The organism is Streptomyces sp. NPDC007346, assembly GCF_040703535.1.
GTDB lineage: Bacteria > Actinomycetota > Actinomycetes > Streptomycetales > Streptomycetaceae > Streptomyces.
On record NZ_JBEYKR010000033.1, the window covers coordinates 1 to 20,907 of the forward strand.

A 20,907-nucleotide genomic window follows, 5' to 3' on the forward strand; every position below is an offset into this window, starting at 1 on the left:
CAGGGCCAGCGCCGCGAGGGCGTTGGACTGGTTGTGCGCACCACGGATCTTCAGCTCGCGCACCGGCATCAGGGTCTGGAACTCGAACGCCAGGTCCCACCCGCCCGTCCCTCCGCTCCGGCCGGTACGTCGGCCGGAGCTGACCACCATGTGAGGAATTGAGGATGGTCAGGACACACTGCCCCTACTGCGCCCTCCAGTGCGGAACCAGACTCGAGGTCTCACCGCATGAGGGGGTCACGGTCCAGGCGGACGAGGACTTCCCGGTCAACGCGGGCCGTTTGTGCGCGAAGGGATGGACGGCCCCCCGACTGCTCTCCGTGCCGGACCGGCTGACCTCGCCCCTGCTGCGCCACGGCCCCCAGGCCGCCCACCGCCGGGTCAGCTGGCCGACCGCCCTGGACCACACCGCCGCACGGCTGCGCCGGATCGTCGACGCGTCAGGGCCGGATGCGGTGGCCGTCTTCGGCGGCGGCGGGCTGACCAATGAAAAGGCCTACATGCTGGGCAAGTTCGCCAGGGTCGCCCTGGGCACGTCGCAGATCGACTACAACGGCAGATTCTGCATGTCCTCGGCCGCGGCGGCCGGCGCCGCCGCCTTCGGCGTGGACCGAGGTCTTCCCTTCCCGGTCACCGATCTGGCGGCAGCGGATGTGGTCCTGCTCGCCGGTGCGAACGTGGCCGAGACGATGCCTCCGCTGATGCAGCACCTGGAGCGGGCCGATCTCATCGTGATAGACCCCCGGTACTCGGCCACGGCCGAGCGCGCGGCCCTCCACCTGCGCCCGGCGCCGGGTACGGATCTGGCTCTCGCGCTGGGTCTCCTCCACGCGGCCGTCGCGGACGGCCACCTGGACCGCTCGTACGTCGCACGCAGGACGACCGGCTTCGAGGAGGCGTGGCGCCGGGCCTCCGAGTGGTGGCCGGAGAGGGTCGAGCGGGTCACGGGCGTGCCCGTGGCGGACCAGTACACCGCGGTGAGGATGCTGGCCGCCGCCGAACGCCGCTACCTGCTCACCGGACGCGGCGCGGAACAGCACTCCAAGGGAACCGACACGGTGGCCGCCTACATCAATCTGGCGCTGGCGCTCGGCATGCCCGGACAGGAGGGGTCCGGCTACGGATGTCTGACCGGGCAGGGCAACGGCCAGGGCGGCCGGGAGCACGGGCAGAAGGCGGATCAGCTGCCCGGCTACCGCAGGATCACGGACCCGGCGGCCCGCGCCCACGTGGCCGGGGTGTGGGGCGTGGACCCGGGCGAGCTGCCGGGCGCGGGGCCCAGCGGCTACGAACTGCTGCGGTCCCTCGGCCGTCCCGGCGGGCCCCGGGCCCTGCTCGTGTTCGGTTCGAACCCGGTGGTCTCAGCTCCCGACGCCCGGCAGATCACCGCCCGGCTGGCCGCCCTCGACCTGCTCGTGGTCGCCGACTTCGTCCCCTCGGAAACGGCCGGGATGGCGGATGTGGTGCTGCCGGTCACCCAGTGGGCCGAGGAGGACGGCACGATGACCAACCTGGAGGGGCGAGTTCTTCGCCGCCGCCGCGCTGTCGACCCACCGGACGGCGTCCGCAACGACCTCTGGGTGCTGCGCGAACTCGCCCTCCGCCTGGGGCAGGCGCCTGAACGGTTCCCCGCCGAGCCCCGCGAGGTCTTCGCCGAGCTGCGGCGCGCCTCAGCCGGCGGCCCCGCGGACTACGGCGGCATCGACTTCGACGGTCTCGACGCTCCCGTGCACTGGCCCAGCCGAACCGAGGGCGAGTCCACACCGCGGCTCTTCCTGCACCGCTTCGCCCACGACGACGGCCGCGCCCGGTTTCGTACGGTGACCCACCGTGACGCCGCAGAGCTCCCCGACGCCACGTACCCGCTGCACGCCACCACCGGCCGGGTGCTGGCGCACTACCAGAGCGGCGCTCAGACACGGCGCGTCCCCGAGCTGGTGGCGGCCGCGGCTGAGGCGTTCGTCGAGGTCCATCCGGAGACCGCCCTGCGGGCCGGAGTCCACGACGGTCGCCTGGCCCGCGTCGTCTCCCGCCGGGGCGCAACCGTCGCACGGGTACGCACGATCGCCTCGTTGCGCACCGACACGGTCTTCCTGCCCTTTCACTTTCCCGGCGCCGGGCGAGCCAATTCGATGACCAACTCCGCCCTGGACCCCACATCGGGTATGCCGGAATTCAAGGTGTGCGCGGCGCGTCTGGAACCCATGGACGACGACCGCGGCATACCGGGAAGTGATCAGCTGTGAGCCGTCGCATCGTCATCGTCGGCAACGGGCCGGCCGGGCACCGCCTCGCCGAACTGCTCGGTGCGCGCGCCCCCGGCACCGACGTCACCGTTCTGGGCGCGGAGTGCGAACCGGCCTACAACCGGGTGCTGCTGCCCTCGGTCCTCGCGGGCCGGCTGACCGCCGAGGCGACGTACCTCGCACAGCACCCCGAAGGGAGGGTCCGGGTCCGCACCGGTGTGAGCGTGGCCTCCATCGACCGGCAGCAGCGGAACGTACGGACCGGCGAAGGCGTCGTCCTCCCCTACGACCATCTCGTTCTGGCGACCGGCGCGGCGTGCTTCCTCCCTCCGCTGAGGGGACTGGCCGACGAGGAAGGGCAGCCCGCCAAGGGGGTCGTCGCTCTGCGCACCCTGGCCGACTGCCGGCTCGTGGAGGACCGGCTGCCCGTGCGGGGCCGTATCGCCGTCCTGGGCGGCGGCGTGCTGGGTCTGGAGGTGGCTCGCGCCCTGACCGAGCGCGGGTACGGCGTCGAGGTCGTGCACGGCGGGGCCCATGCGATGGACCGTCAGCTGGGCCCCGCCGCCGGAGCGCTGCTGGAGGGGGCCCTCGACGGCCTTCGGGTACGTGTCCTCGCCGGGCGCACCGCCACTGCCTGGACCGGTGACCGGCTCGCCCTCGACGACGGTTCCTCCGTCCCGGCCGACCTGCTGATCGTCTGCGCGGGGGTCGTGCCGGAAACGTCACTGGCCCGCGATGCCGGGCTGCGGGTCGGACGCGGTGTCGTGGTGGACGAGTACCTGCGTACCAGCGACCCCCGTATCCACGCCCTGGGGGACTGCGCGGAGGTCGGCGGTGAGGTCAGCGGGCTCATCGCCCCGGCCTGGGAGCAGGCAGAGGTGCTCGCGGGGGTGCTCACCGGTGAACCGCGCCCCTACACCGGCACCCGTACGATCACCCGGCTCAAGGTCCGTGGCGTGGACCTTGCCGTCATCGGCGTGGGCGAACGTGAAGTCGCCGGCGCCGAGACCGTCGTCCTCACCGACCCCTCGCGTGGCCAGTACGCCCGGTTGTCGGTGCTGGACTCTCAGGTCGTCGGCGCTGTGCTGCTGGGCTTCCCTGACTCCGTCGCGGCTGTCGGTCAGCTCTTCGACTCCGGGGCCGCCGCGCCCAACGACCGCCTCTCCCTGCTGATGGGGCGCGCCGTGGCCGGCCCCGCGCCGGATCCGGGGGCCCTCCCCGGGCAGACCGTCATCTGCCGTTGCAGCAACGTCACCAAGAACGATCTCGCCACCGCTTGGCTGCGGGGCGCGCGTGAGGAGGCCGAACTCGCCCAGGCCACTCGGGCCACTACGGGCTGCGGGGGATGCCGCGGCTCGGTGCGGGAGATCTGCCAGTGGCTCCGTACGAAGCACGACCAGCCCGACGCCGACGCCGGGAGGACCGGCGAAGAGCCGGACCGTCCGGTGGACCGCCTCTCCCCGTCCCACCCGCGGCGGGACGCCCACCACGACCCGGTGCCGGAACTGCTGGCCCCCTGATACCCGAGGAGTGACTATGTCCAAGATTCTGGTGATCTCCGCAAGCCCGTCGCCCACCTCCAGGACGGAACGTCTGGGTGAACTCGTGGCGCAGCAGCTGGGCAGGTACGAATGGCATACCGAGCATCTGAAGGTACGCACCCTGCCGGCTGCGCCGCTGCTCGGCGCGGAAGTCGCGCATCCGGCGGTTTCCGCCGCGGTGGAGCAGGTCGCCCAGGCGGATGGGATCGTCCTGGCCACCCCCACCTACAAGGCCAGCTTCTCCGGCCTGCTGAAGACCTTCCTGGACCTGCTTCCCCAGTTCGGCTTCTCGGGAAAGGCCGTGCTCCCACTGGCCACCGGGGGCAGTACGGCACATGTGCTGGCTCTCGATTACGCGCTGCGCCCGGTGGCCCACTCGTTGGGGGCCCGCCATGTGGTGCAGAGCTTCTTCCTGCTGGACAAGCATCTGGACGTCAGCAGCGGAACGCTGCGCATTCTGCCGACGAGCACGGAGGGCCTCGAGGATGTGATGGAACAGTTCCGCAAGGCCTTACTGGCCCCTTCCTGACGCCCTCTCCTCTTCACGGCGCCCGCTCGTCCGGGATGAAGGCCGATAACTCGCCGTTGTGGAGAATGACCCTCGCCCCGCAGGAGCACCGGCAGTATTCGATCTCGCCCTGTGAGGTCGGGTGGGTGGACTCCAGCCGCCAGGAGGGCTGGGCCGGCGTGGCTCGGCATCCGCGATTGCGCAGCGGGCACGCGTCCCGCGCCGGTATCGCGTCGTGGTCCGCGCGGGTGTGTTCCCGTGCCGGTGCGACGTCCCTCCCGGAAGGGCGTGAGGAGGACATCAGCTCTTCACCTCCTCCGAGGCGGGGGTGGCGGTCGCCGCGGTGAGCCGATCGGGCGTCGCCGGCTCCGCGAGGGTCCAGAACAGCAGCCAGGCCAGACCTGGCAGGGCGATCAGCGGCATGAGGGCGGTCTGCAGGGAGGTGGCGTCGGCCAGACGTCCGATCAGCGGGCTGAACAGGCCACCGATGCTGATCGTCAGGCCCAGGGTGATGCCGCTGGCGGTGCCGACGCGGTTGGGCAGGTAGTCCTGGCCGAGCGTGACCTGCAAGGAGAAGGGGATGTAGAGCCCGGCGGAGGTCAGCGCCACGAACAGGTAGATGGCAGGGCCCGGTACGAGGACGAGCCCTGCCACGGCGACGACGGTCAGGAGGTACGACTGACGCACCACGGGGACGCGGTCCCAGCGGTCCGCCAGCTTGCCTCCGAGGACGGTGCCCACCGCGCCACCGAGATAGAGCACGAACAGCGCGGCCGTCCCGGCTGCCATGCCCCCGCCCGTACGCGCCCGTACGTAGAACGAGACGAAGGTGCTCAGGCCGATGAAGACGATCGACCGGCAGACCACGGCGAGAGCCAGTTTCGTGAAGGACGGCCAGTCGTCGCGCTGGGCGGGTGCCTGCGCCGGGGCGCCGGAGGTGGCGGCCGTACGTTCCAGCCCGCGCAGTACGGGAAGGCACAGGGCGCTGCCGATCAGGGCGGGAAAGATGAGCAGAGGGGAGAGCCCCAGGCCACCGGTTCCCACGACCACGGCGATCAGGATCGGGGCGAAGGCGAACCCGAGGTTGCCGCCCAGGGAGAACCAGCCCATGGCTGTGTTGCTGCCCTTGCTGGCGATGCGCGCCACGCGGGCGGATTCCGGGTGGTACGCGGCGACACCGATGCCGCCCACGGCGACGAAGACGAGGGTCAGGGCGTAGGAGCCGCTCAGTCCGCTCAGCGCGATGCCCAGGCCTCCCACGATCGTGCTCACGGGGAGCAGCCAGGGCATCGCACGCCGGTCGGTGAGCACCCCGAACAGAGGCTGCGCCACCGAGGACAGAAGCGATGCGGCGAGGACGATGCCTGAGGCCGCGGCATACGTGTACGCGCGTTCGGCTACGAAGTACGGGACCAGCGCGGCCACGGCGCCCTGGTACACATCGACGCAGGCGTGTCCGATCGACAGCAGAGTGATTGCTCGATTCTTTGCCACCGGACCATCGTCGCCCTGGACTCATCGGCGCGCTTCCGATAAAAGGACAAGTAATGAAGAATATTCGCCATGAGCCCATCGCTCCGACGCGCACCCAGTGGCTGGCGCCCGGAACGGACATCGACGCCCATCGTCATGATGATCATCAGATCATCTATGCCGCGCGCGGTGTTCTGGCCATCACGACGGACATCGGGACCTGGATCGCACCCGCGACCCGGGCGATCTGGGTGCCGGCGGGCACGGTGCACGCGCACCACGCCCACGGGGCGCTCGACCTGCGGCTGGTGGGTCTGCCCGCGACGGACAATCCGCTACGGCTGGACGCGCCGACCGTGTTGACGGTGAAGCCCCTCCTGCGCGAGCTGATCCTCGCCTACACACGTGATCCGGACGACGACGGTGCCGAGCGTCGCCGGCTGCGGGCGGTTCTGCTGGACCAGCTGGCGGCGTCCAAGCAGCAGGCACTGCATCTTCCGGCACCCACCGACACCCGCCTCAAGGAGATCTGCGACATCCTGCGGGCGAACCCCAGCGAACAGCGCACTCTGGCAGCGCTCAGCAAGGAGGCCGGCGTCAGTGCTCGCACGCTGTCCCGCCTGTTCACGTCCGACCTCGGCATGACGTTCCCTCAGTGGCGCACCCAACTGCGCCTCTACCAGGCCTTGGTGCTGCTGGCCGAGGACGTACCGGTGACGACGGTGGCACACCGGTGCGGCTGGTCCTCCGCCAGTGCCTTCATCGATGTCTTCCGCCAGGCCTACGGTCACACCCCGGGCAGGCACCGGGCAGGCGGCGCGAAGGCCTGACGACCGGTCCGGACCGCGACGGCCGCGGCGTAGCCCCGGGCCACGTCCAGGCTGGACAGCGCCCACCCCCGCGGGGAGGCCGCGGAAGCCCGCAGGCCGAGGTAGTCGGCGTCCAGCGCGCGGCTCAGCCCCGTGCCGATGCCTTTGAGGTAGGCCTCCTTCCTCGTCCAGATGCGGGCGAACGCCAGGGGCACGTCATCGTCCGCGGCGATCTCCGCCGCCTCCGCCGGATGCAGCGCACGGGCGAGCGTGCGCGCTCTCGCGGCCTCGGGTACGGGTTCGATGTCCACCCCCACCGGCTGGGCGGCGATCCCGATGAGCACGAGATCGCCGCCGTACGAGAGGGAGAAGTGGGTCCGTCCGGTCGGGTCGAGGACGGCCGGCCGGCCCTGCCGCGACCCGCTCCCCCCGGGGCCGGGTTCGCGGGTGAACCGGACGTTCGCGGCCGGAACCCCGATCCGCTCCCCCAGCAGCCGGCGCAGCCAGATGTGCGCGGCGGCGTACCGCACGCCGGTCCTGACGTCGCCGATCCGACGCAACGTACGGCGTTCCTCCTCGCTCAGGAGTGTGAGGTCGAGGGCCGGTTCGCCTGCCGCGTGGGGCTCCAGCAGCCAGGTCTCCGCCTCCTCGGCCGCCGGGGCGGAGGGCTGAGCCGGCACCCTTCGGATCACGGCGTGAGGGGCCGTTCGGCGCTCAGGCCGGCGTTGCGGGGGGCGCCGAGGTCACGGGAGAGGCTTCGGGCTATCTCCCGCGTGGCGATGGCTCCTTCGTGGTGTGCGGACTCGTCCAGGAAGCGCTCGACCGGGCCCACCAGCGCGATGGCGCCGGCCACTTGCCCGGTGTGGTCGAAGACCGGCGCCGCCACGGAGGCGTCCCCGAGGGTGGACTCCTGGCTGTCCAGCGCGTACCCGATCTCGCGTACGCCGGTGAGCTGCTTGTCCAGAACCTCCGGGTCATCGATGCTGGCTCCGGTCACCCGGGCCAGTTCCGCGCCCAGGAGGGCGGTGCGCTGCTCGGGCGGAAGGAACGCCACGATCGCCTTGCCCAGGGCGCAGGTGTTCCAGGGGAGGCTGGCTCCGGTGTCCAGGGTCTGGACGGCGGCACCGGGGCGGGAGGCGTGGTGGATCACGAGGACCTGCCGGTCCACCATGACCCCGACCCAGACCGCGGATCCCGTGCGGGTGGCGAGGATGTCCGCCCAGGTGACGGCCCGGATGCGCAGCTTGTGGGAGTCCAGGTAGGCGTTGCCCAGCGTGACGAGTCCGGGTCCCAGCTGGTACTTGCTGGTCTCCTCGTCCTGCGTGACCAGCCCCTCCGACTCCAGCGTGCGCAGCAAGGCATGGGCGGTGGGCTTGGCAACGTTGAGCCGGATCGCCAGCTCACTCACTCCGAGCCGTTGAGTCCCGGTCGCCAATTCCTTGAGTACCTGGACCGCTCGGTGCACCGCTTGAACCATGGATTTTCCCCTTGGAAGTCACAGCCGAACACGCCTACCGAATTTCTTTAATCCTGTTCGCACATGACTCTAGTTGTGCGCACTGCCGAAAGGGTACCGTTCGAATATCGTAGTGGTTACGAACAGCGTTCGGTCGGGGCGGTCTACCGCACAGAGAGCTGAGGTGCGAGAGGGCGCGCCGCACCGACCGGAGGCCGGGCAGTGCGCCCCCTCGTCGAAGGGCCGGCCCTCAAGGGCGCCTCATACCCCCGACGGGCCGTCAGGCACGCTTTCTCGCAGGGTTTCGAACACTGTACGAACGTCCGCTTCGGTGGTCCGCCAATTGCTGAACGCGGCACGCAACGCGGGAACACCCGCGTAGACGGTCGGGGTGAGGAAGGCGCGATCGGCCGCTTTCCGGGCGAGGGCGGCCAGCCGGTCAGCGGTGGGGTTCTCGGCGAGGGTGAAGCACACGACATTGAGCCGGACCGGAGCCAGCAGCCGCAGGTCCGGGCAGGCGTCGATGGACACGGCCAGGGAGCGCGCGCACGCCACGCACCGTTCGACGATCTCGCGGTGCCCGTCCCGCCCGTAGGCACGCAGGGTGAACCAGGCCGCCAGCGCGCGCAGCCGGTGGGAGTTCTCCGGTGTCTGGTGCACACGTTCGACCCCGTCCCCCACCGGGCCGAGGTAGGCCGCGGCGTTCTGGAAGACACGGACCTGAAGATCCTGACGGCGGGTGAACTGCACCGCGCTGTCGTACGGCACGTTCAGCCACTTGTGGAGGTCCACGCAGACCGAGTCGGCGCCATCCATGCCGTCCACCAGGTACGCCGACGCGGGTGAGAGCGCGGCGAACCCGCCGAAAGCGGCATCCACATGGAGCCAGAAGTCGTAGCGGCCGCGCAGCCGCAGGATGGCGCGGAGGTCGTCGAAGTCGCCCGAGTTGACGGTGCCCGCGTTCGCCACCACGATGCACGGGCCGTCGGCCTGCTCGAGTGCCGCCTCCAGCGCGAGAGGATCCACCGCCTCCCTCCCGGCCAGGGTGGGAACCAGGGCCAGCGACGCCCTGCCCAGGCCCAGCATCGACAGGCTCTTGGGCACACTGGAATGAGGGCTGCCCGACAGCACCCGCACGGTCCCCAGCACGCCCGCTCCCGCCTCGGCGGGCGAGACGCCGAGCTGCTCCCCGAGCCATTCCCGGGCTACGGCGAGGCCGACCATGTTGGACATCGTCGCCCCGCTGACCAACGTTCCCTCGTGCTCAGCGGAGAGCCCGAACAGATCGCGGAGCCAGGAGACCGTCTCCCGTTCGAGTTGCCGCCCCGCGCCGTCGAGCGACGAGATGGAGTTCTGGTCCACCGCGGCCGTCAGCCAGTCCCCCGCGAGAGCGGCCGGGGTCACGCCACCGGTGACGAAGCCCAGGTACCGCGGGCCCGCACTCGCCGAGAGACCGGGCTCCCAGCGCTCCGCGAAGTCCTCGAGCGCGGCCCGCAGTCCGCTCCCCCGTTCAGGAAGAACAGCGTCCTGCGGGACCTGAAACGACGGAACGACTTCCCGCTCCTCCAACCCGTCCAGGAAGGTCGTCACGTGCTCCCGGACGGACCGCAGGATCGAGGGGAGCCGCTCCAGATCCGCCGCCAGGTCAGGATGCACACTGCACTCCGTTCGTCACACCGAAAAGGTAACGGCCCTTGCACACCCAGCACATCCAGCGTGACCGGCTTCCCGGACACGGAACCGGAGCCCGCCGTCCGCCGGTCGGACCAACTCGTCCCAGCGGCTGAGTTGTTCGGCCTCTCCGGCCTACAGTCTCAGCCCGGCGCGGCGGGTGGCAATCGTGACACCCCGGTCCCGTCCCGGCCGCCGCCGGAACATCTGACGGAAGTTCTGCCGGCCCGGCAGGGGCGGTCAACTCCCGTCCTCGGACAGGCCGATGCCATAACGCCGCGGGATCAGGCAGGCTTCCGCAGCCGGGGCGAGATCGACGACCAGACGCTCCCCCACACCGGAGGCCGTGGTGGCGTCCGGGGAGAGGTAGCGGAGGCTGCGCAGCTCGCCGACCGCCTTGCGGAAGGCCTCGCGGCCCTCGGCAGCCAGACGCTCGTCGCGGGTGAGGGAGACCAGCTCACTGATCGTGGGTTCCTGCCCGGGGGTGTAGCCAACGGCAAGTTCGGCCAGGATCCCGCGGGCACGCCACGTCAGGCGCATGTCCCGCATCGCCCGCGCGAACAGGGCGGGGTCGTGGGCGGGCGGGGCGGGAGGTACCGGCCACCGCGGGGGGAGAGTGTCGGGGGTGCTCATGCGGATGGGGGTCCTTCGGTGAGGCTCATGACGTGTACTGGCCTGAGCTGCGGGGCGGTGCCCAGCAGGTGTCGGTGTGCGGCTCCGCTCTCCTCCCGCTTCGCTCTCCTTCCTCGATGACGACGGGAACCGCTCCTCGATGAGGTGTCTGTCGGTGAGTGCGTCTGTCCTTCCGTACGAGCAACGAGGTCCCCAGCCCTTGGGAAGCGCCGAGTTCAGGCCGATCCCGTCAAGCGGGGCCTCGCTCCGGCGGGCCGCCGACCACCGTGAGCAGGTCCACGACGAAGATCAGCGTCGAGCCCGCCGGGATCAGCGAAGAGGGTGACTGACTGCCGTAGCCGAGACGCGGGGGAACGATGATCTCGCGCCGGCCGCCGGCCTTCATTCCCCTGACGCCCCGGTCCCAGCCCTTGATGGCCCTGCCACCGCCCACGGCGAACTTGAACGGCCGGTCCCGCTCCCAGGAGGAGTCGAACTCCCTCCCGGACGCGAACGTCACCCCTACGTAGTGCACCTGGACGACCCTGCCCGGCCGCGCCTCGGGGCCGTCCCCGACCACGAGGTCCCGGATCGTCAGTTCGGTGGGCGCGTCACCCTCCGGAACCTCGACCACGGGTTTCGTCAGTTCGCTCATCACGGTCCCATCGCTCGCCACCGGATTCCCTCGCAGGGGCCGACCGGACACATGGACCTTCCATGCGGCAGGCGATCACGCTACGCCGGAGTTCCCCTCGGCCGTCCCCCTAACCGAGGAAGCTCAGCCGGACCTGGCGGTCGGCATTGTCCCTGTTGGTGTCCACCAAGCACACCGACTGCCAGGTCCCCAGCTCCAGCGCTCCCCCGATCACCGGCAGGGTGGCGTGGGGCGGGACGAGGGCGGGGAGTACGTGGTCGCGGCCGTGGCCCGGACTGCCGTGGCGGTGTTGCCAGCGGTCGTCCGCCGGGAGCAGGTGGTGGAGGGCGGCCAGGAGGTCGTCGTCGCTGCCCGCGCCCGTCTCCAGGACGGCGATGCCCGCGGTGGCGTGGGGGACGAAGACGTTCAGCAGGCCGTCCCGGCCGGCCGCCGCCCGGGTGAGGAACTCCTCGCACTCCCGCGTCAGGTCCGTGACGCTCTCGGCGGTACCCGTGGTGATGTTCAGGACAGTGGTGGTGAAGGAATCGGACATGCCTCCATCTTCCCTTTCAGGGGGCGAGATGACACGTCCACGCTCCGAGACACCATTGACCGTGTCCTGACCGGATGACTACGTTCATCGCCATGTTCCGATCAGCTCTGCTCACCTCGCGCGGTCACATCGACCTGCTGCGGGTGGCATCCGCCGCCTGTTGTCGCGGCTGCTGACGTTCCTTCAGCCCCATTCGGGCCACTTCTGACCGGGCCTTTGCGCCCGCTGCGCCCCATCGGCCGTGTCTTCCGCCCCGCACCTCCGTGCGGGCCGCTTCGGCCTGTCGACAGCCGGTTCCGACGCCTTTGATCCGTCGGCTCCGGCCTGCCGGTCCCCTGACACGTGTCCGGGTCACCCGGTGTGCCGCGACCCGGGGCGCCGAGGTGTGGCTCCGTTGCCGATCGCCACCTCCGTACGACCTCCCGTGGAGCCCTCGTGACCATCAGCCACGCACCACCCGACCTGCCCGTCGGCCTGGAGAAGACCCCGGCCCCCGGCAGCCGTACGCCACCCGCCCTGGAGCCGATCGTCCCGGCGTCCGTACGCCGGGTGCGGCTGCGGTCCGTGCCCCGGTGGCTGCGGCGCACCGTGGGGCCGTTGCTGCTGCTCGCCCTGTGGCAGGTCTTCAGCGCCACCGGGGTCCTGCACCCGGATGTGCTCGCCTCGCCGGGAACCATCGCCCGTGCGGGCGGCGGCCTGATCGCGGACGGAACGCTGCCGGCCGCCATGGGCGTGTCGCTCCAGCGGGTGGCCGTGGGACTGGTGCTCGGCGGAGTCGTCGGGACGGTGCTCGCGCTGGTCTCGGGGCTCTCGCGGCTTGGTGAGGACCTGGTCGACGCGACCGTGCAGATGCTGCGCACCGTCCCCTGGGTGGGGCTGATCCCGCTGTTCATCATCTGGCTCGGGATCGGCGAGGCACCGAAGGTGGCGCTCATCGCGCTCGGGGTCGCCTTCCATCTGTACGTGAACGTGTATGCGGGGATCCGTGGTGTGGACGCCCAACTCATCGAGGCGGGTGAGTCGTTGGGGCTCAGTCGCTGGGGGCTCGTACGCCATGTGGTGCTGCCGGGGGCGCTGCCCGGCGCCATGACCGGGCTGCGCTACTCGCTGGCCACCGCGTGGCTGGCGCTCGTCTTCGGTGAGTCCATCAACGCCGATGCCGGGATCGGGTTCCTGATGAACCAGGCCCGGGAGTTCTTCCGGACCGACGTGATCGTCGTCTGCCTCGTCGTCTACGCCTTCCTCGGCCTCACCGCCGACGTCATCGTCCGGACCCTCGAAAGGCTGCTGCTGCAATGGCGACCGACCTTCACCGGCCAGTGAGCGCACCGGTCCCCTCCCCGGCCGGGGCACCCGAGGCCGCCGTACGGGTCGAAGGGCTCACCCGGGCCTTCGACGGGCGTGCCGTCATCGACGGCCTCGATCTCACCCTCGGGACAGGGGAGTTCACCGCGCTGCTGGGGCGCAGCGGGTGCGGCAAGTCGACCCTGCTGCGGGTGCTGGCCGGTCTCGACCGCGAGATAGCGGGCACGGTCCTGGTGCCCCGACGGCGCGCCGTGGCCTTCCAGGCGCCGCGTCTGATGCCCTGGAAGCGGGTCTGGCGCAACGTCCTGCTGGGGCTGCCGGGGAAGCCCGAACGGGGCTTGGCCGAGAAGGCGTTGGCGGAGGTCGGGCTCACCGACCGGGCGGGCGCCTGGCCCAAGACGCTCTCCGGCGGCGAGGCCCAACGAGCCTCGCTGGCCCGCGCGTTGGTACGGGAGCCCGATCTGCTCCTGCTCGACGAGCCGTTCGGCGCGCTGGACGCCCTGACCCGGATCAAGGCGCAGCGGCTCGTGGCCGAGCTCTGGCAGCGGCGCGGCTGCGCGGTCCTGCTGGTCACCCATGACGTGGACGAAGCGTTGTTGCTGGCGGACCGGGTCCTGGTGATGCGGGAGGGGCGGATCGCGTACGACACGCCCGTCGCGCTGGACCGGCCGCGCGGTGTCGGTGCCGCCGGGTTCGCCTCCCTGCGTTCCCGTCTGCTGACCGAGCTGGGCGTCGAGGGCGGGCCCGATGCCGGTGCCGGTGCCGGTGCTGAGAGCAGCGCGCGGCAGGCAGCGGGGGTGGCCGCGCCTGCCGCAGCCCCGGGCGGTTGAGCCGCGCCCCCTTCCCCCGTAATCACCTCGCACGTACACCCTCATCACGGAGAACCGTCATGAAACGCCGCACCCTGCCCGCCCTGCTGCTTCCGCTCGCCCTGCTGCTGGCCGCCTGCGGTGGCGGCGCCTCCTCCACCGGGTCGGGTGGCGGCACCGACGGCAAGGGCAGCGTCACGCTCAACGTCGGTGACCAGAAGGGTGGTTACGAAGCCATCCTGCGGGCCTCCGGAGAACTCGACGACCTGGACTACCGCATCACATGGTCCACCTTCACCTCCGGCCCACCCTTGCTGGAGGCCGTGAGCGCCGGGGCCGTGGACATCGGAGGGGTGGGCAACACCCCTCCCGTCTTCGCCGCCGGGTCGGACTCGAACATCGTCGTCGTGGGCGCCAACCACGGTTCGTCGGCCGGTGAGGCCATCGTCGTTCCGAAGGACTCGCCGCTCAGGAAGCCCGAGCAGCTCAAGGGCCGGTCCATCGCCGTGGCGCAGGGCAGTTCGGCCCACTTCCAGCTGGTCGCCTCGCTCAAGAAGGCCGGTCTCTCCATCAAGGACGTGAAGCTCAACTACCTCCAACCGGCGGACGCCTTGGCCGCGTTCAGCCGCGGCAAGGTGGACGCCTGGGCGATCTGGGACCCGTACACCTCGCAGATCCTGCGGGCCGGGAACGCCCGGGTGCTGACCACCGGCGAGGGCGTCGTCAACGGCCTCGGTTTCCAGGTGGCTTCGCCCGCCGCGCTCAAGGACGAGCAGAAATCGCAGGCCATCGGTGATCTGCTCGTACGGCTGGAGCGGGCGCAGAGCTGGGTCTTCGAGCACCCGGAGGAGTGGGCGAAGGTGTGGGCGAAGGAGACCGGGCTCCCCTACGAGGTGGCGCTGGACGCGGTGAAGCTCACCTACGGCACCCGCGTCCCCGTGGCGATCGACGACGCCGCCATCGCCTCCGAGCAGGAGATCGCCGACACCTTCGCCGAACTCGAGCTGATCCCCCGGCGGTTCGACTTCAAGGACTACGTCGACACCCGCTTCAACCGCAACCTCCCCGCCTCCTCCACCGCACCCCGCTCGTACGGAAAGGCCTCGTCGTGAACGTACATCTGCACTGGTTCCTGCCCACCGGAGGTGACGGCCGGACGCTCGTGGACCGGCACGCGTACACCGACGGCGGGATCAAGCGCGACCGGATCACCCCGGTGAGCGGGGTGCGCGCCCCGGACATCGAGTATCTGGCGCAGATCGCCAAGGCGGCCGAACAGCTGGGATTCGAGGCCGTGTTGACGCCGACCGGTACGTGGTGCGAGGACGCCTGGCTGACCACGGTGGCGCTCGCCCAGCACACCGAGCGGCTGAAGTTCCTGGTCGCCTTCCGGCCGGGGGTCATCTCGCCCGTGCTCGCCGCCCAGATGGCCGCCACCTATCAGCGCATCACCCGGGGCCGGCTGCTGCTCAACGTGGTGACCGGGGGCGACTCGACCGAACAGCGGCGGTTCGGGGACCACTTGGACCACGACCGGCGTTACGCGCGCACCGCGGAGTTCCTGTCGGTGGTGCGGGGTGCGTGGAGCGGGCAACCGTACGACTTCGACGGCGAGCACTACCAGGTGGAGGGCGGGCTGACCGCGCTGCCGCCGGACCCGCTGCCCGAGATCTTCTTCGGCGGGTCGTCGGCGGCCGCCGGTCCGGTGGCGGCCGCCCATGCCGATGTCTACCTGACCTGGGGTGAGCCGCCGGCCGCGGTGAAGGAGAAGATCAACTGGATTCGGGGGCTGGCGCAGGAGCAGGGGCGTACGGTCCGGTTCGGCATCCGGCTGCACACCATCTCGCGGGACTCCTCGGCCGAGGCGTGGGCGACGGCCGACCGGCTGCTGGGCGACCTCGACGCGGACACGATCGCGGCGGCGCAGCAGGCGCTGGGGCGGAGCGAGTCGGTCGGGCAGCAGCGGATGCTGGCGCTGCACGGCGGTTCGCGGGACAGGCTGGAGATCGCGCCGAACCTCTGGGCGGGCGTCGGCCTGGTGCGCGGCGGGGCCGGGACCGCGCTGGTGGGCAGCCATGCGGAGGTCGCCGACCGGATCGAGGAGTACCACGCGCTGGGTGTGGAGCACTTCGTGCTCTCGGGCTATCCGCACCTGGAGGAGGCGTACTGGTTCGGTGAGGGCGTGACGCCCGAGCTGGCGCGGCGCGGACTGCTGTCGACCGTTCCGGCGTCCCCGCGGCTGGGGGCGCCCGGCGGCGAGAGGCGGGCGGCTCCGGCTCCCGGCGGGGCGCCGCTGCTGGTCGCCGGCGGGCGCTGAACCGCGCACCGGTGCGGGAGGCCGGGCGCCCTGGAAGGCCCAGGGCGCCCGCAGCGGCTCCCGGCGGGGCCGTCCCGGGCGTCCGGAACGGCCCCCTCGCGGGAAGAACTCGGGCGCCCCGCTAGTTGGTAGAAGCGTGAACATTACTGGGGTGCGCGAGCTGGACGTGGTCGTGATCGGCGCCGGGCAGGCGGGGCTGTCCGCCGCCCACCACCTGCGCCGCGTCGGTCTGGAGCCGGACCGCGACTTCGTGGTCCTGGACCACGCGCCCCGGCCGGGCGGGGCGTGGCAGTTCCGCTGGCCCTCGCTGACGTACGGCAAGGTCCACGGGATGCACGCGCTGCCCGGCATGGAGCTGACCGGCGCGGACCCCGACCGGCCCTCGTCCGAGGTGATCGGGGAATACTTCACGGCGTACGAGGAGCGCTTCGAGCTCCGCGTGCACCGGCCCGTCGAGGTCAGTGCCGTGCGGGAGGGAAGCGGCGGGCGGCTGCTGGTGGAGACCTCCGAGGGCAGGTACGCCCCTCGGGCGCTGGTCAACGCGACCGGCACCTGGGACCGGCCGTTCTGGCCGCGCTACCCGGGCCAGGAGACGTTCCGGGGGCGCCAGCTGCACACGGCGAACTACCCGGGGCCCGAGGAGTTCGCGGGGCGGCGCGTCGTCGTGGTCGGGGGCGGTGCCTCCGGTACGCAGCACCTGATGGAGATCGCCGAGTACGCCGCCGCGACCTTCTGGGTGACCCGGCGCGAGCCGATCTTCCGCGACGAGCCGTTCACCGAGGAGTGGGGGCGGGCCGCCGTGGCGATGGTGGAGGAGCGGGTACGTAACGGGCTGCCGCCGCAGAGCGTGGTGAGTGTGACCGGGCTGCCCGTCACCGACGCGGTGCGGCGCGCCCGTGAGCAGGGGGTGCTCGACCGGCTGCCGATGTTCGACCGGATCACCCCGACCGGGGTGGCCTGGGACGACGGCCGGAGCGTCGAGGCGGACGTGATCCTGTGGGCGACCGGCTTCCGGCCCGCGGTGGACCATCTGGCGCCGCTGAAGCTGCGCGAGCCGGGCGGCGGCATCCGCGCGGAGGACACCCGGGCCGTACGGGATCGACGCGTCCATCTCGTCGGGTACGGGCCGTCCGCCAGCACCATCGGCGCCAACCGGGCGGGGCGCACCGCCGTACGGTCGGTGCTGCGGCTGCTGGAGGAGACCGGTGGCCTGGACCGTACGCAGAAGGCCGGAGCGGCGGCCGTGTGACGGCCCCTCTCGTCAGCCCGTGGCCGCGCGGCGGTTGCTGTTGAACTCCTCGACATTTTTTTGCTGTTCGTCGTAGCTGTCGGTGAACCGGGTGTCCCCGGGCGCGACCGTGACGAAGTACAGCCAGGGGCCGGGTGTGGGGCTGATGGCGGCGCGCAGGGCCTCCTCCCCCGGGTTCCCGATGGGTGTGGGTGGCAGGCCCTTGCGCCGGTAGCTGTTGTAGGGGCTGTCCAGTTGGGTGTCGGCGGTCGTGGTGTCCAAGGTGGAGCGTTTCAGGGCGTAGTTGATGGTGGAGTCCATCTGCAACGGCATGTCCTTGAGCAGCCGGTTGTAGACGACCCGGGCGACCTTGCCCATGTCGGAGGCGGTGTCGGCCTCGGCCTGGACGATGCTGGCGATGGTGGCCGTCTCGTAGACGGTGACGTTGTTGCGCTGCGCTCCGGCGGTGATGTGGTCCGCCCCCAGCCGCTTGCGGGCGGTGTCCGCCATGTAGCGCAGCAGGCCGGCGGGCGTGGTCGTGGAGTCGAGCGGATAGGTGGCGGGGAAGAGGTACCCCTCGGGGTTGCCCTCGGCCTGCTCGGGCAGGCCCAGATCCACCGTCGCCGCGGTCTTGTGCGTGCTGCCGGGCTTCAGGCCGAGCGCCCGGTCGACGGCCGTGTACACCTGCGAGGCGCGCCAGCCCTCCGGGATCACCAGGGTGCTCTGCGGGCGCTCCTTCTTCTCCTCGTCCGAGCCGAGCAGGGAGAGCGGGACCAGCACGGCGGCCGACACGACGAGCAGCGCGGCGGCGACGAGGACGATCTTCCCGCGGCGGGTCGGGCGGAGTCTGCGACGGGGACGGGCGTCCGGGGACTCGTTCACCATGCGGGCACGTTAACCCGGGGTGCGGCCCCGGGCCGGTAGCCCGGCTGCGGCGTCGGCTCCGGCGACACGAACGCCGTACGCACGACCAGAACACACGAACAAGGGATCGGGTGTTCGCTGGAACGCGTGATCGTACGGGGATTCGTTGCTGATCTCCCCCGCCGGGCGTGATGATTGCAGAGCGCAGTCAACGGGCTGCAGACCGCTACCGCGCACGTCCCACACATGCACCACGCACAAGGAGAAGCACCAGATGAACATCCTGACCAACCTGCTGGCCGGCATCGTCCACTTCGTGGGTTGGCTCGTCTGACCATCGCTCCGCCCGGCGCCGTCGCTCCCCGTCCCACGGGAGCGGCGGCGCCGCTGCGTGTACGCCAGCCGGGGGGCGTCGGGGTCGTACGGTCGCGCTTCGGGGTCTCAGGAGGCCGGGACCGGGGCCTGGTGGGAGTCGCGGCGGATCAGGGCGGCGTAGCGGCCGTCCCGGCCGAGCAGCTCCTCGTGCGTACCGCGCTCGGCTATGCGGCCGCCGTCCAGGACGACGATCTGGTCCGCGTCGCGGACGGTGGAGAGGCGGTGCGCGATGGTGAGGGTGGTGCGTCCGGCGGAGAGTGCGTCGATCGCTTCCTGGACGGCGTGTTCCGTACGGGTGTCGAGGGCGCTGGTCGCCTCGTCGAGGATCAGCACCGGCGGGTCGCGGAGGATCGTGCGGGCGATGGCCAGGCGCTGCTTCTCGCCGCCCGAGAAGCGGTGGCCGCGCTCGCCGACGAGGGTGTCGTACCCGTCGGGCAGGGAAGCGATGTGGTCGTGGATCTGCGCGGCGCGGGCCGCGGCCTCGATCTCCTCGTCGGTCGCCTCCGGCTTGGCGAAGCGCAGGTTGTCGGCGACCGAGGCGTGGAAGAGGTAGGTCTCCTGAGAGACCACGCCGACCGCTCGGGCCAGCGTGTCGAAGTCCAGGTCGCGGACGTCGACCCCGTCGAGCGTGACCCGGCCGCCGGTGACGTCGTAGAGGCGGGGCACGAGATGGCTGAGCGTGGACTTGCCGGAGCCGGTGGGGCCGACGACCGCCAGGCTGTGGCCCGCGGGGACGGTCACGTCGATGGAGCTGAGCGTGGGGCCGCTCGTCTCGTCGTAACTGAAGTCGACGTCCTCGAAGGCGATCTCGCCGCGGATCCTCTCCAGCCGGACGGGCTTCTCCGGTTCGGTGATGTCCACCGTGAGGTCGAGGTATTCGAAGATCCGCTGGAAGAGGGCGAGGGAGGTCTGCATCTGCACGCCGGTGGAGAGCAGGCTCACCGCCGGGCGGAAGAGCCCCTGCTGAAGGGTGACGAAGGCGACCAGCGTACCGATGGAGACGGCGGAGCCGCCCGGCTGGAAGGTGAGGCCGGCGACCCAGTAGATGACGGCGGGCATGGCGGCCATCACGATGCCGATGGTCGACATCCGCCAGCGGCCGGCCATGTTGGAGCGCACCTCCAGGTCGACCAGGCGCTCGGACTCCTCGGCGAACCCCTTGGTGAGGGAGTCGGAGCGGCCCATCGTGCGGCCGAGGAGGATGCCGCTGACCGACAGCGACTCGGTCACCGTCGCGGCCATGGCGGCCATCTGCTTCTGGCGCTGGGTGGTGATCCTCTTGCGCTCCCGGCCGACGCGGCGGCTGATCGCGACGAACACCGGCAGCAGGAGCAGCGAGACGACGGTCAGGCGCCAGTCGAGCGCGAGCATGGCGACGACGGTGGCGATGACGGCGGTGAGGTTGGAGACGAGCGAGGTCGCGGTGGAGGTGACCGTCGCCTGCATCCCGCCGATGTCGTTGGCGATGCGGGACTGGACCTCACCCGTGCGGGTCCGGGTGAAGAAGGCGAGGGACATCCGCTGGAGCTGGGTGTACACGGCGGTGCGCAGGTCGTGCATGACGCGCTGGCCGACGGTGGTCGAGATCAGGGTCTGCAGGACACCGAAGACGCTGTTCATCACGGCGGTGAGGATCATGCCGAGGGCCAGCAGCGTCAGGAGCCCCGTGCGCCCCTGGGGAATCGCGGTGTCCAGGATCTCGCGGAGCAGGAACGGGGAGGCGACCGACACCAGGGAGGAGGCGCCGACCAGCAGCCCGACCACGGCGAGCCGGCCGCGGTAGGGACGGAAGAGGCGGAGGATGCGGCGCACCTCGCCGGGCGGCCGGTCGGAGGCGGCACGGGCATCGGGTGGGGGCGTCCACGTGAGTTCGTCGGGTTTCATGGGCTCCTTCAGGGGGCGTGAGGAACGGCCGGACCGGTCCGGATTTCAGAGCCTAGCTCATTGTTACCTATACTCACAATGAACGGTGTCCTGATATTGTTCCCGCATGGACGCCTCCGATTCCCTCGACGCCGACGCCGATGCCACGGACGCGGCAGCCGCCGAGCGGTCCCACGACCGTGACCGCGACTCCGACGGCATGCTCGCCGAGCAGCTGCTGCGGCTGACGCGCCGGCTGCACCGCATCCAGAGCCGCCAGCTGGGGCCGATCGGCATCACCCCGGCCCAGTTCCGGCTGCTGCGGACCGTCGCGAGCTACGACGCGGCCCCCCGGATGGCCGATCTGGCCCAGCGCCTGGATGTCGTCCCGCGCGCCGTGACGACGCTGGTCGACGCCCTGGAGGCGAGCGGGCGGGTCCGCCGCGCCCCCGATCCGGACAGCCGCCGGGTGGTCCGCATCGAGATCACCGACGAGGGACGCGCCACGCTGCGCTCCCTGCGCAACGCGCGCCGGGCGGCCGCAGAGGAGATCCTGGCTCCACTGACCGTCGGCCAGCGCGAGGTGCTCGGCGAGCTGCTCTCCGCGCTGGTCGACGGAATGCCGGAGCGCCACTGCTGAGAC

General features: G+C 71.2%; 20 protein-coding genes. 11 read left to right on the top strand and 9 right to left on the bottom strand.

Going from position 1 to position 20,907, the window contains the following annotated elements:
• Nucleotides 1-164: 164 nt before the first annotated feature.
• The 3 genes from AB0917_RS11985 to ssuE are packed head-to-tail and all read left to right on the top strand — an operon-like array spanning nucleotide 165 to nucleotide 4,316.
• Nucleotides 165-2,246, top strand: a complete 2,082-nt coding sequence (locus tag AB0917_RS11985) for a molybdopterin oxidoreductase family protein (RefSeq protein WP_366819378.1) — start codon at nucleotides 165-167, stop codon at nucleotides 2,244-2,246.
• Nucleotides 2,243-3,766 carry an FAD-dependent oxidoreductase gene (locus AB0917_RS11990; RefSeq protein WP_366819379.1) on the top strand — a complete coding sequence of 508 codons (1,524 nt, stop codon included), beginning with the start codon at nucleotides 2,243-2,245 and terminating at the stop codon, nucleotides 3,764-3,766. Before AB0917_RS11985 ends, AB0917_RS11990 begins: the two co-directional genes overlap by 4 nt.
• A 16-nt stretch (nucleotides 3,767-3,782) precedes the next feature.
• Nucleotides 3,783-4,316, top strand: a complete 534-nt coding sequence (gene ssuE, locus AB0917_RS11995; RefSeq protein ID WP_366819380.1) for an NADPH-dependent FMN reductase — start codon at nucleotides 3,783-3,785, stop codon at nucleotides 4,314-4,316.
• Nucleotides 4,317-4,595: 279 nt separating this feature from the next.
• Here ssuE and AB0917_RS12000 read toward each other — a convergent pair whose 3' ends face one another.
• Nucleotides 4,596-5,789, bottom strand: coding sequence for an MFS transporter (locus AB0917_RS12000; RefSeq protein WP_366819381.1), 1,194 nt, complete (start codon nucleotides 5,787-5,789; stop codon nucleotides 4,596-4,598).
• 53 nt (nucleotides 5,790-5,842) lie between these two features.
• Between AB0917_RS12000 and AB0917_RS12005 the strand changes: the two genes are divergently transcribed.
• On the top strand, nucleotides 5,843-6,598 hold the full coding sequence (locus AB0917_RS12005) for a helix-turn-helix transcriptional regulator (RefSeq protein ID WP_366819382.1): 756 nt from the start codon (nucleotides 5,843-5,845) through the stop codon (nucleotides 6,596-6,598).
• On the opposite strand, the gene AB0917_RS12010 is transcribed toward AB0917_RS12005, so the two are convergent.
• The 6 genes from AB0917_RS12010 to AB0917_RS12035 form a co-directional block, all read right to left on the bottom strand.
• Nucleotides 6,556-7,257, bottom strand: a complete 702-nt coding sequence (locus tag AB0917_RS12010; RefSeq protein ID WP_366819383.1) for a 4'-phosphopantetheinyl transferase superfamily protein — start codon at nucleotides 7,255-7,257, stop codon at nucleotides 6,556-6,558. The genes AB0917_RS12005 and AB0917_RS12010 overlap by 43 nt on opposite strands.
• A gap of 8 nt (nucleotides 7,258-7,265) precedes the next feature.
• Nucleotides 7,266-8,054: an IclR family transcriptional regulator gene (locus AB0917_RS12015; protein ID WP_366819384.1), complete on the bottom strand. Its 789-nt coding sequence runs from the start codon at nucleotides 8,052-8,054 to the stop codon at nucleotides 7,266-7,268.
• A 240-nt stretch (nucleotides 8,055-8,294) separates the two neighbouring features.
• Nucleotides 8,295-9,689 (bottom strand): pyridoxal-dependent decarboxylase, encoded by a 1,395-nt coding sequence (locus AB0917_RS12020; protein ID WP_366819385.1) that lies wholly within the window; start codon nucleotides 9,687-9,689, stop codon nucleotides 8,295-8,297.
• Between the two features lie 255 nt (nucleotides 9,690-9,944).
• Nucleotides 9,945-10,337 carry a hypothetical protein gene (locus AB0917_RS12025; protein WP_366819386.1) on the bottom strand — a complete coding sequence of 131 codons (393 nt, stop codon included), beginning with the start codon at nucleotides 10,335-10,337 and terminating at the stop codon, nucleotides 9,945-9,947.
• 229 nt (nucleotides 10,338-10,566) lie between these two features.
• Nucleotides 10,567-10,971 (bottom strand): FKBP-type peptidyl-prolyl cis-trans isomerase, encoded by a 405-nt coding sequence (locus tag AB0917_RS12030; RefSeq protein ID WP_366819387.1) that lies wholly within the window; start codon nucleotides 10,969-10,971, stop codon nucleotides 10,567-10,569.
• Nucleotides 10,972-11,080: 109 nt separating this feature from the next.
• Complete coding sequence (locus AB0917_RS12035; RefSeq protein ID WP_366819388.1) at nucleotides 11,081-11,503, bottom strand: YjbQ family protein; 423 nt, start codon at nucleotides 11,501-11,503, stop codon at nucleotides 11,081-11,083.
• A gap of 74 nt (nucleotides 11,504-11,577) precedes the next feature.
• Between AB0917_RS12035 and AB0917_RS12040 the strand changes: the two genes are divergently transcribed.
• The 6 genes from AB0917_RS12040 to AB0917_RS12065 all read left to right on the top strand — a co-directional run bounded on the left by AB0917_RS12040 (nucleotide 11,578) and on the right by AB0917_RS12065 (nucleotide 17,183).
• Complete coding sequence (locus AB0917_RS12040; protein ID WP_311586523.1) at nucleotides 11,578-11,679, top strand: putative leader peptide; 102 nt, start codon at nucleotides 11,578-11,580, stop codon at nucleotides 11,677-11,679.
• Between the two features lie 259 nt (nucleotides 11,680-11,938).
• On the top strand, nucleotides 11,939-12,826 hold the full coding sequence (locus tag AB0917_RS12045) for an ABC transporter permease (protein ID WP_366819389.1): 888 nt from the start codon (nucleotides 11,939-11,941) through the stop codon (nucleotides 12,824-12,826).
• Nucleotides 12,799-13,638 carry an ABC transporter ATP-binding protein gene (locus AB0917_RS12050; protein ID WP_366819390.1) on the top strand — a complete coding sequence of 280 codons (840 nt, stop codon included), beginning with the start codon at nucleotides 12,799-12,801 and terminating at the stop codon, nucleotides 13,636-13,638. Before AB0917_RS12045 ends, AB0917_RS12050 begins: the two co-directional genes overlap by 28 nt.
• 59 nt (nucleotides 13,639-13,697) lie before the next feature.
• A complete protein-coding gene (locus AB0917_RS12055; protein WP_366819391.1) occupies nucleotides 13,698-14,729 on the top strand; it encodes an ABC transporter substrate-binding protein in 1,032 nt (343 codons plus the stop codon).
• A complete protein-coding gene (locus AB0917_RS12060) occupies nucleotides 14,726-15,934 on the top strand; it encodes an LLM class flavin-dependent oxidoreductase (RefSeq protein WP_366819392.1) in 1,209 nt (402 codons plus the stop codon). The genes AB0917_RS12055 and AB0917_RS12060 overlap by 4 nt, the downstream gene beginning before the upstream one ends.
• A 151-nt stretch (nucleotides 15,935-16,085) precedes the next feature.
• Nucleotides 16,086-17,183 (top strand): NAD(P)-binding domain-containing protein, encoded by a 1,098-nt coding sequence (locus AB0917_RS12065; RefSeq protein ID WP_366819393.1) that lies wholly within the window; start codon nucleotides 16,086-16,088, stop codon nucleotides 17,181-17,183.
• Between the two features lie 12 nt (nucleotides 17,184-17,195).
• Here AB0917_RS12065 and mltG read toward each other — a convergent pair whose 3' ends face one another.
• Both mltG and AB0917_RS12075 read right to left on the bottom strand, forming a co-directional pair.
• Nucleotides 17,196-18,047 carry an endolytic transglycosylase MltG gene (mltG, locus tag AB0917_RS12070; protein ID WP_366819394.1) on the bottom strand — a complete coding sequence of 284 codons (852 nt, stop codon included), beginning with the start codon at nucleotides 18,045-18,047 and terminating at the stop codon, nucleotides 17,196-17,198.
• Nucleotides 18,048-18,467: 420 nt separating this feature from the next.
• Nucleotides 18,468-20,285 (bottom strand): ABC transporter ATP-binding protein, encoded by a 1,818-nt coding sequence (locus AB0917_RS12075; RefSeq protein WP_366819395.1) that lies wholly within the window; start codon nucleotides 20,283-20,285, stop codon nucleotides 18,468-18,470.
• Between the two features lie 199 nt (nucleotides 20,286-20,484).
• Here AB0917_RS12075 and AB0917_RS12080 point away from each other — a divergent pair, with 199 nt between their 5' ends.
• A complete protein-coding gene (locus tag AB0917_RS12080; RefSeq protein ID WP_366819422.1) occupies nucleotides 20,485-20,904 on the top strand; it encodes a MarR family transcriptional regulator in 420 nt (139 codons plus the stop codon).
• Nucleotides 20,905-20,907 lie beyond the last annotated feature (3 nt).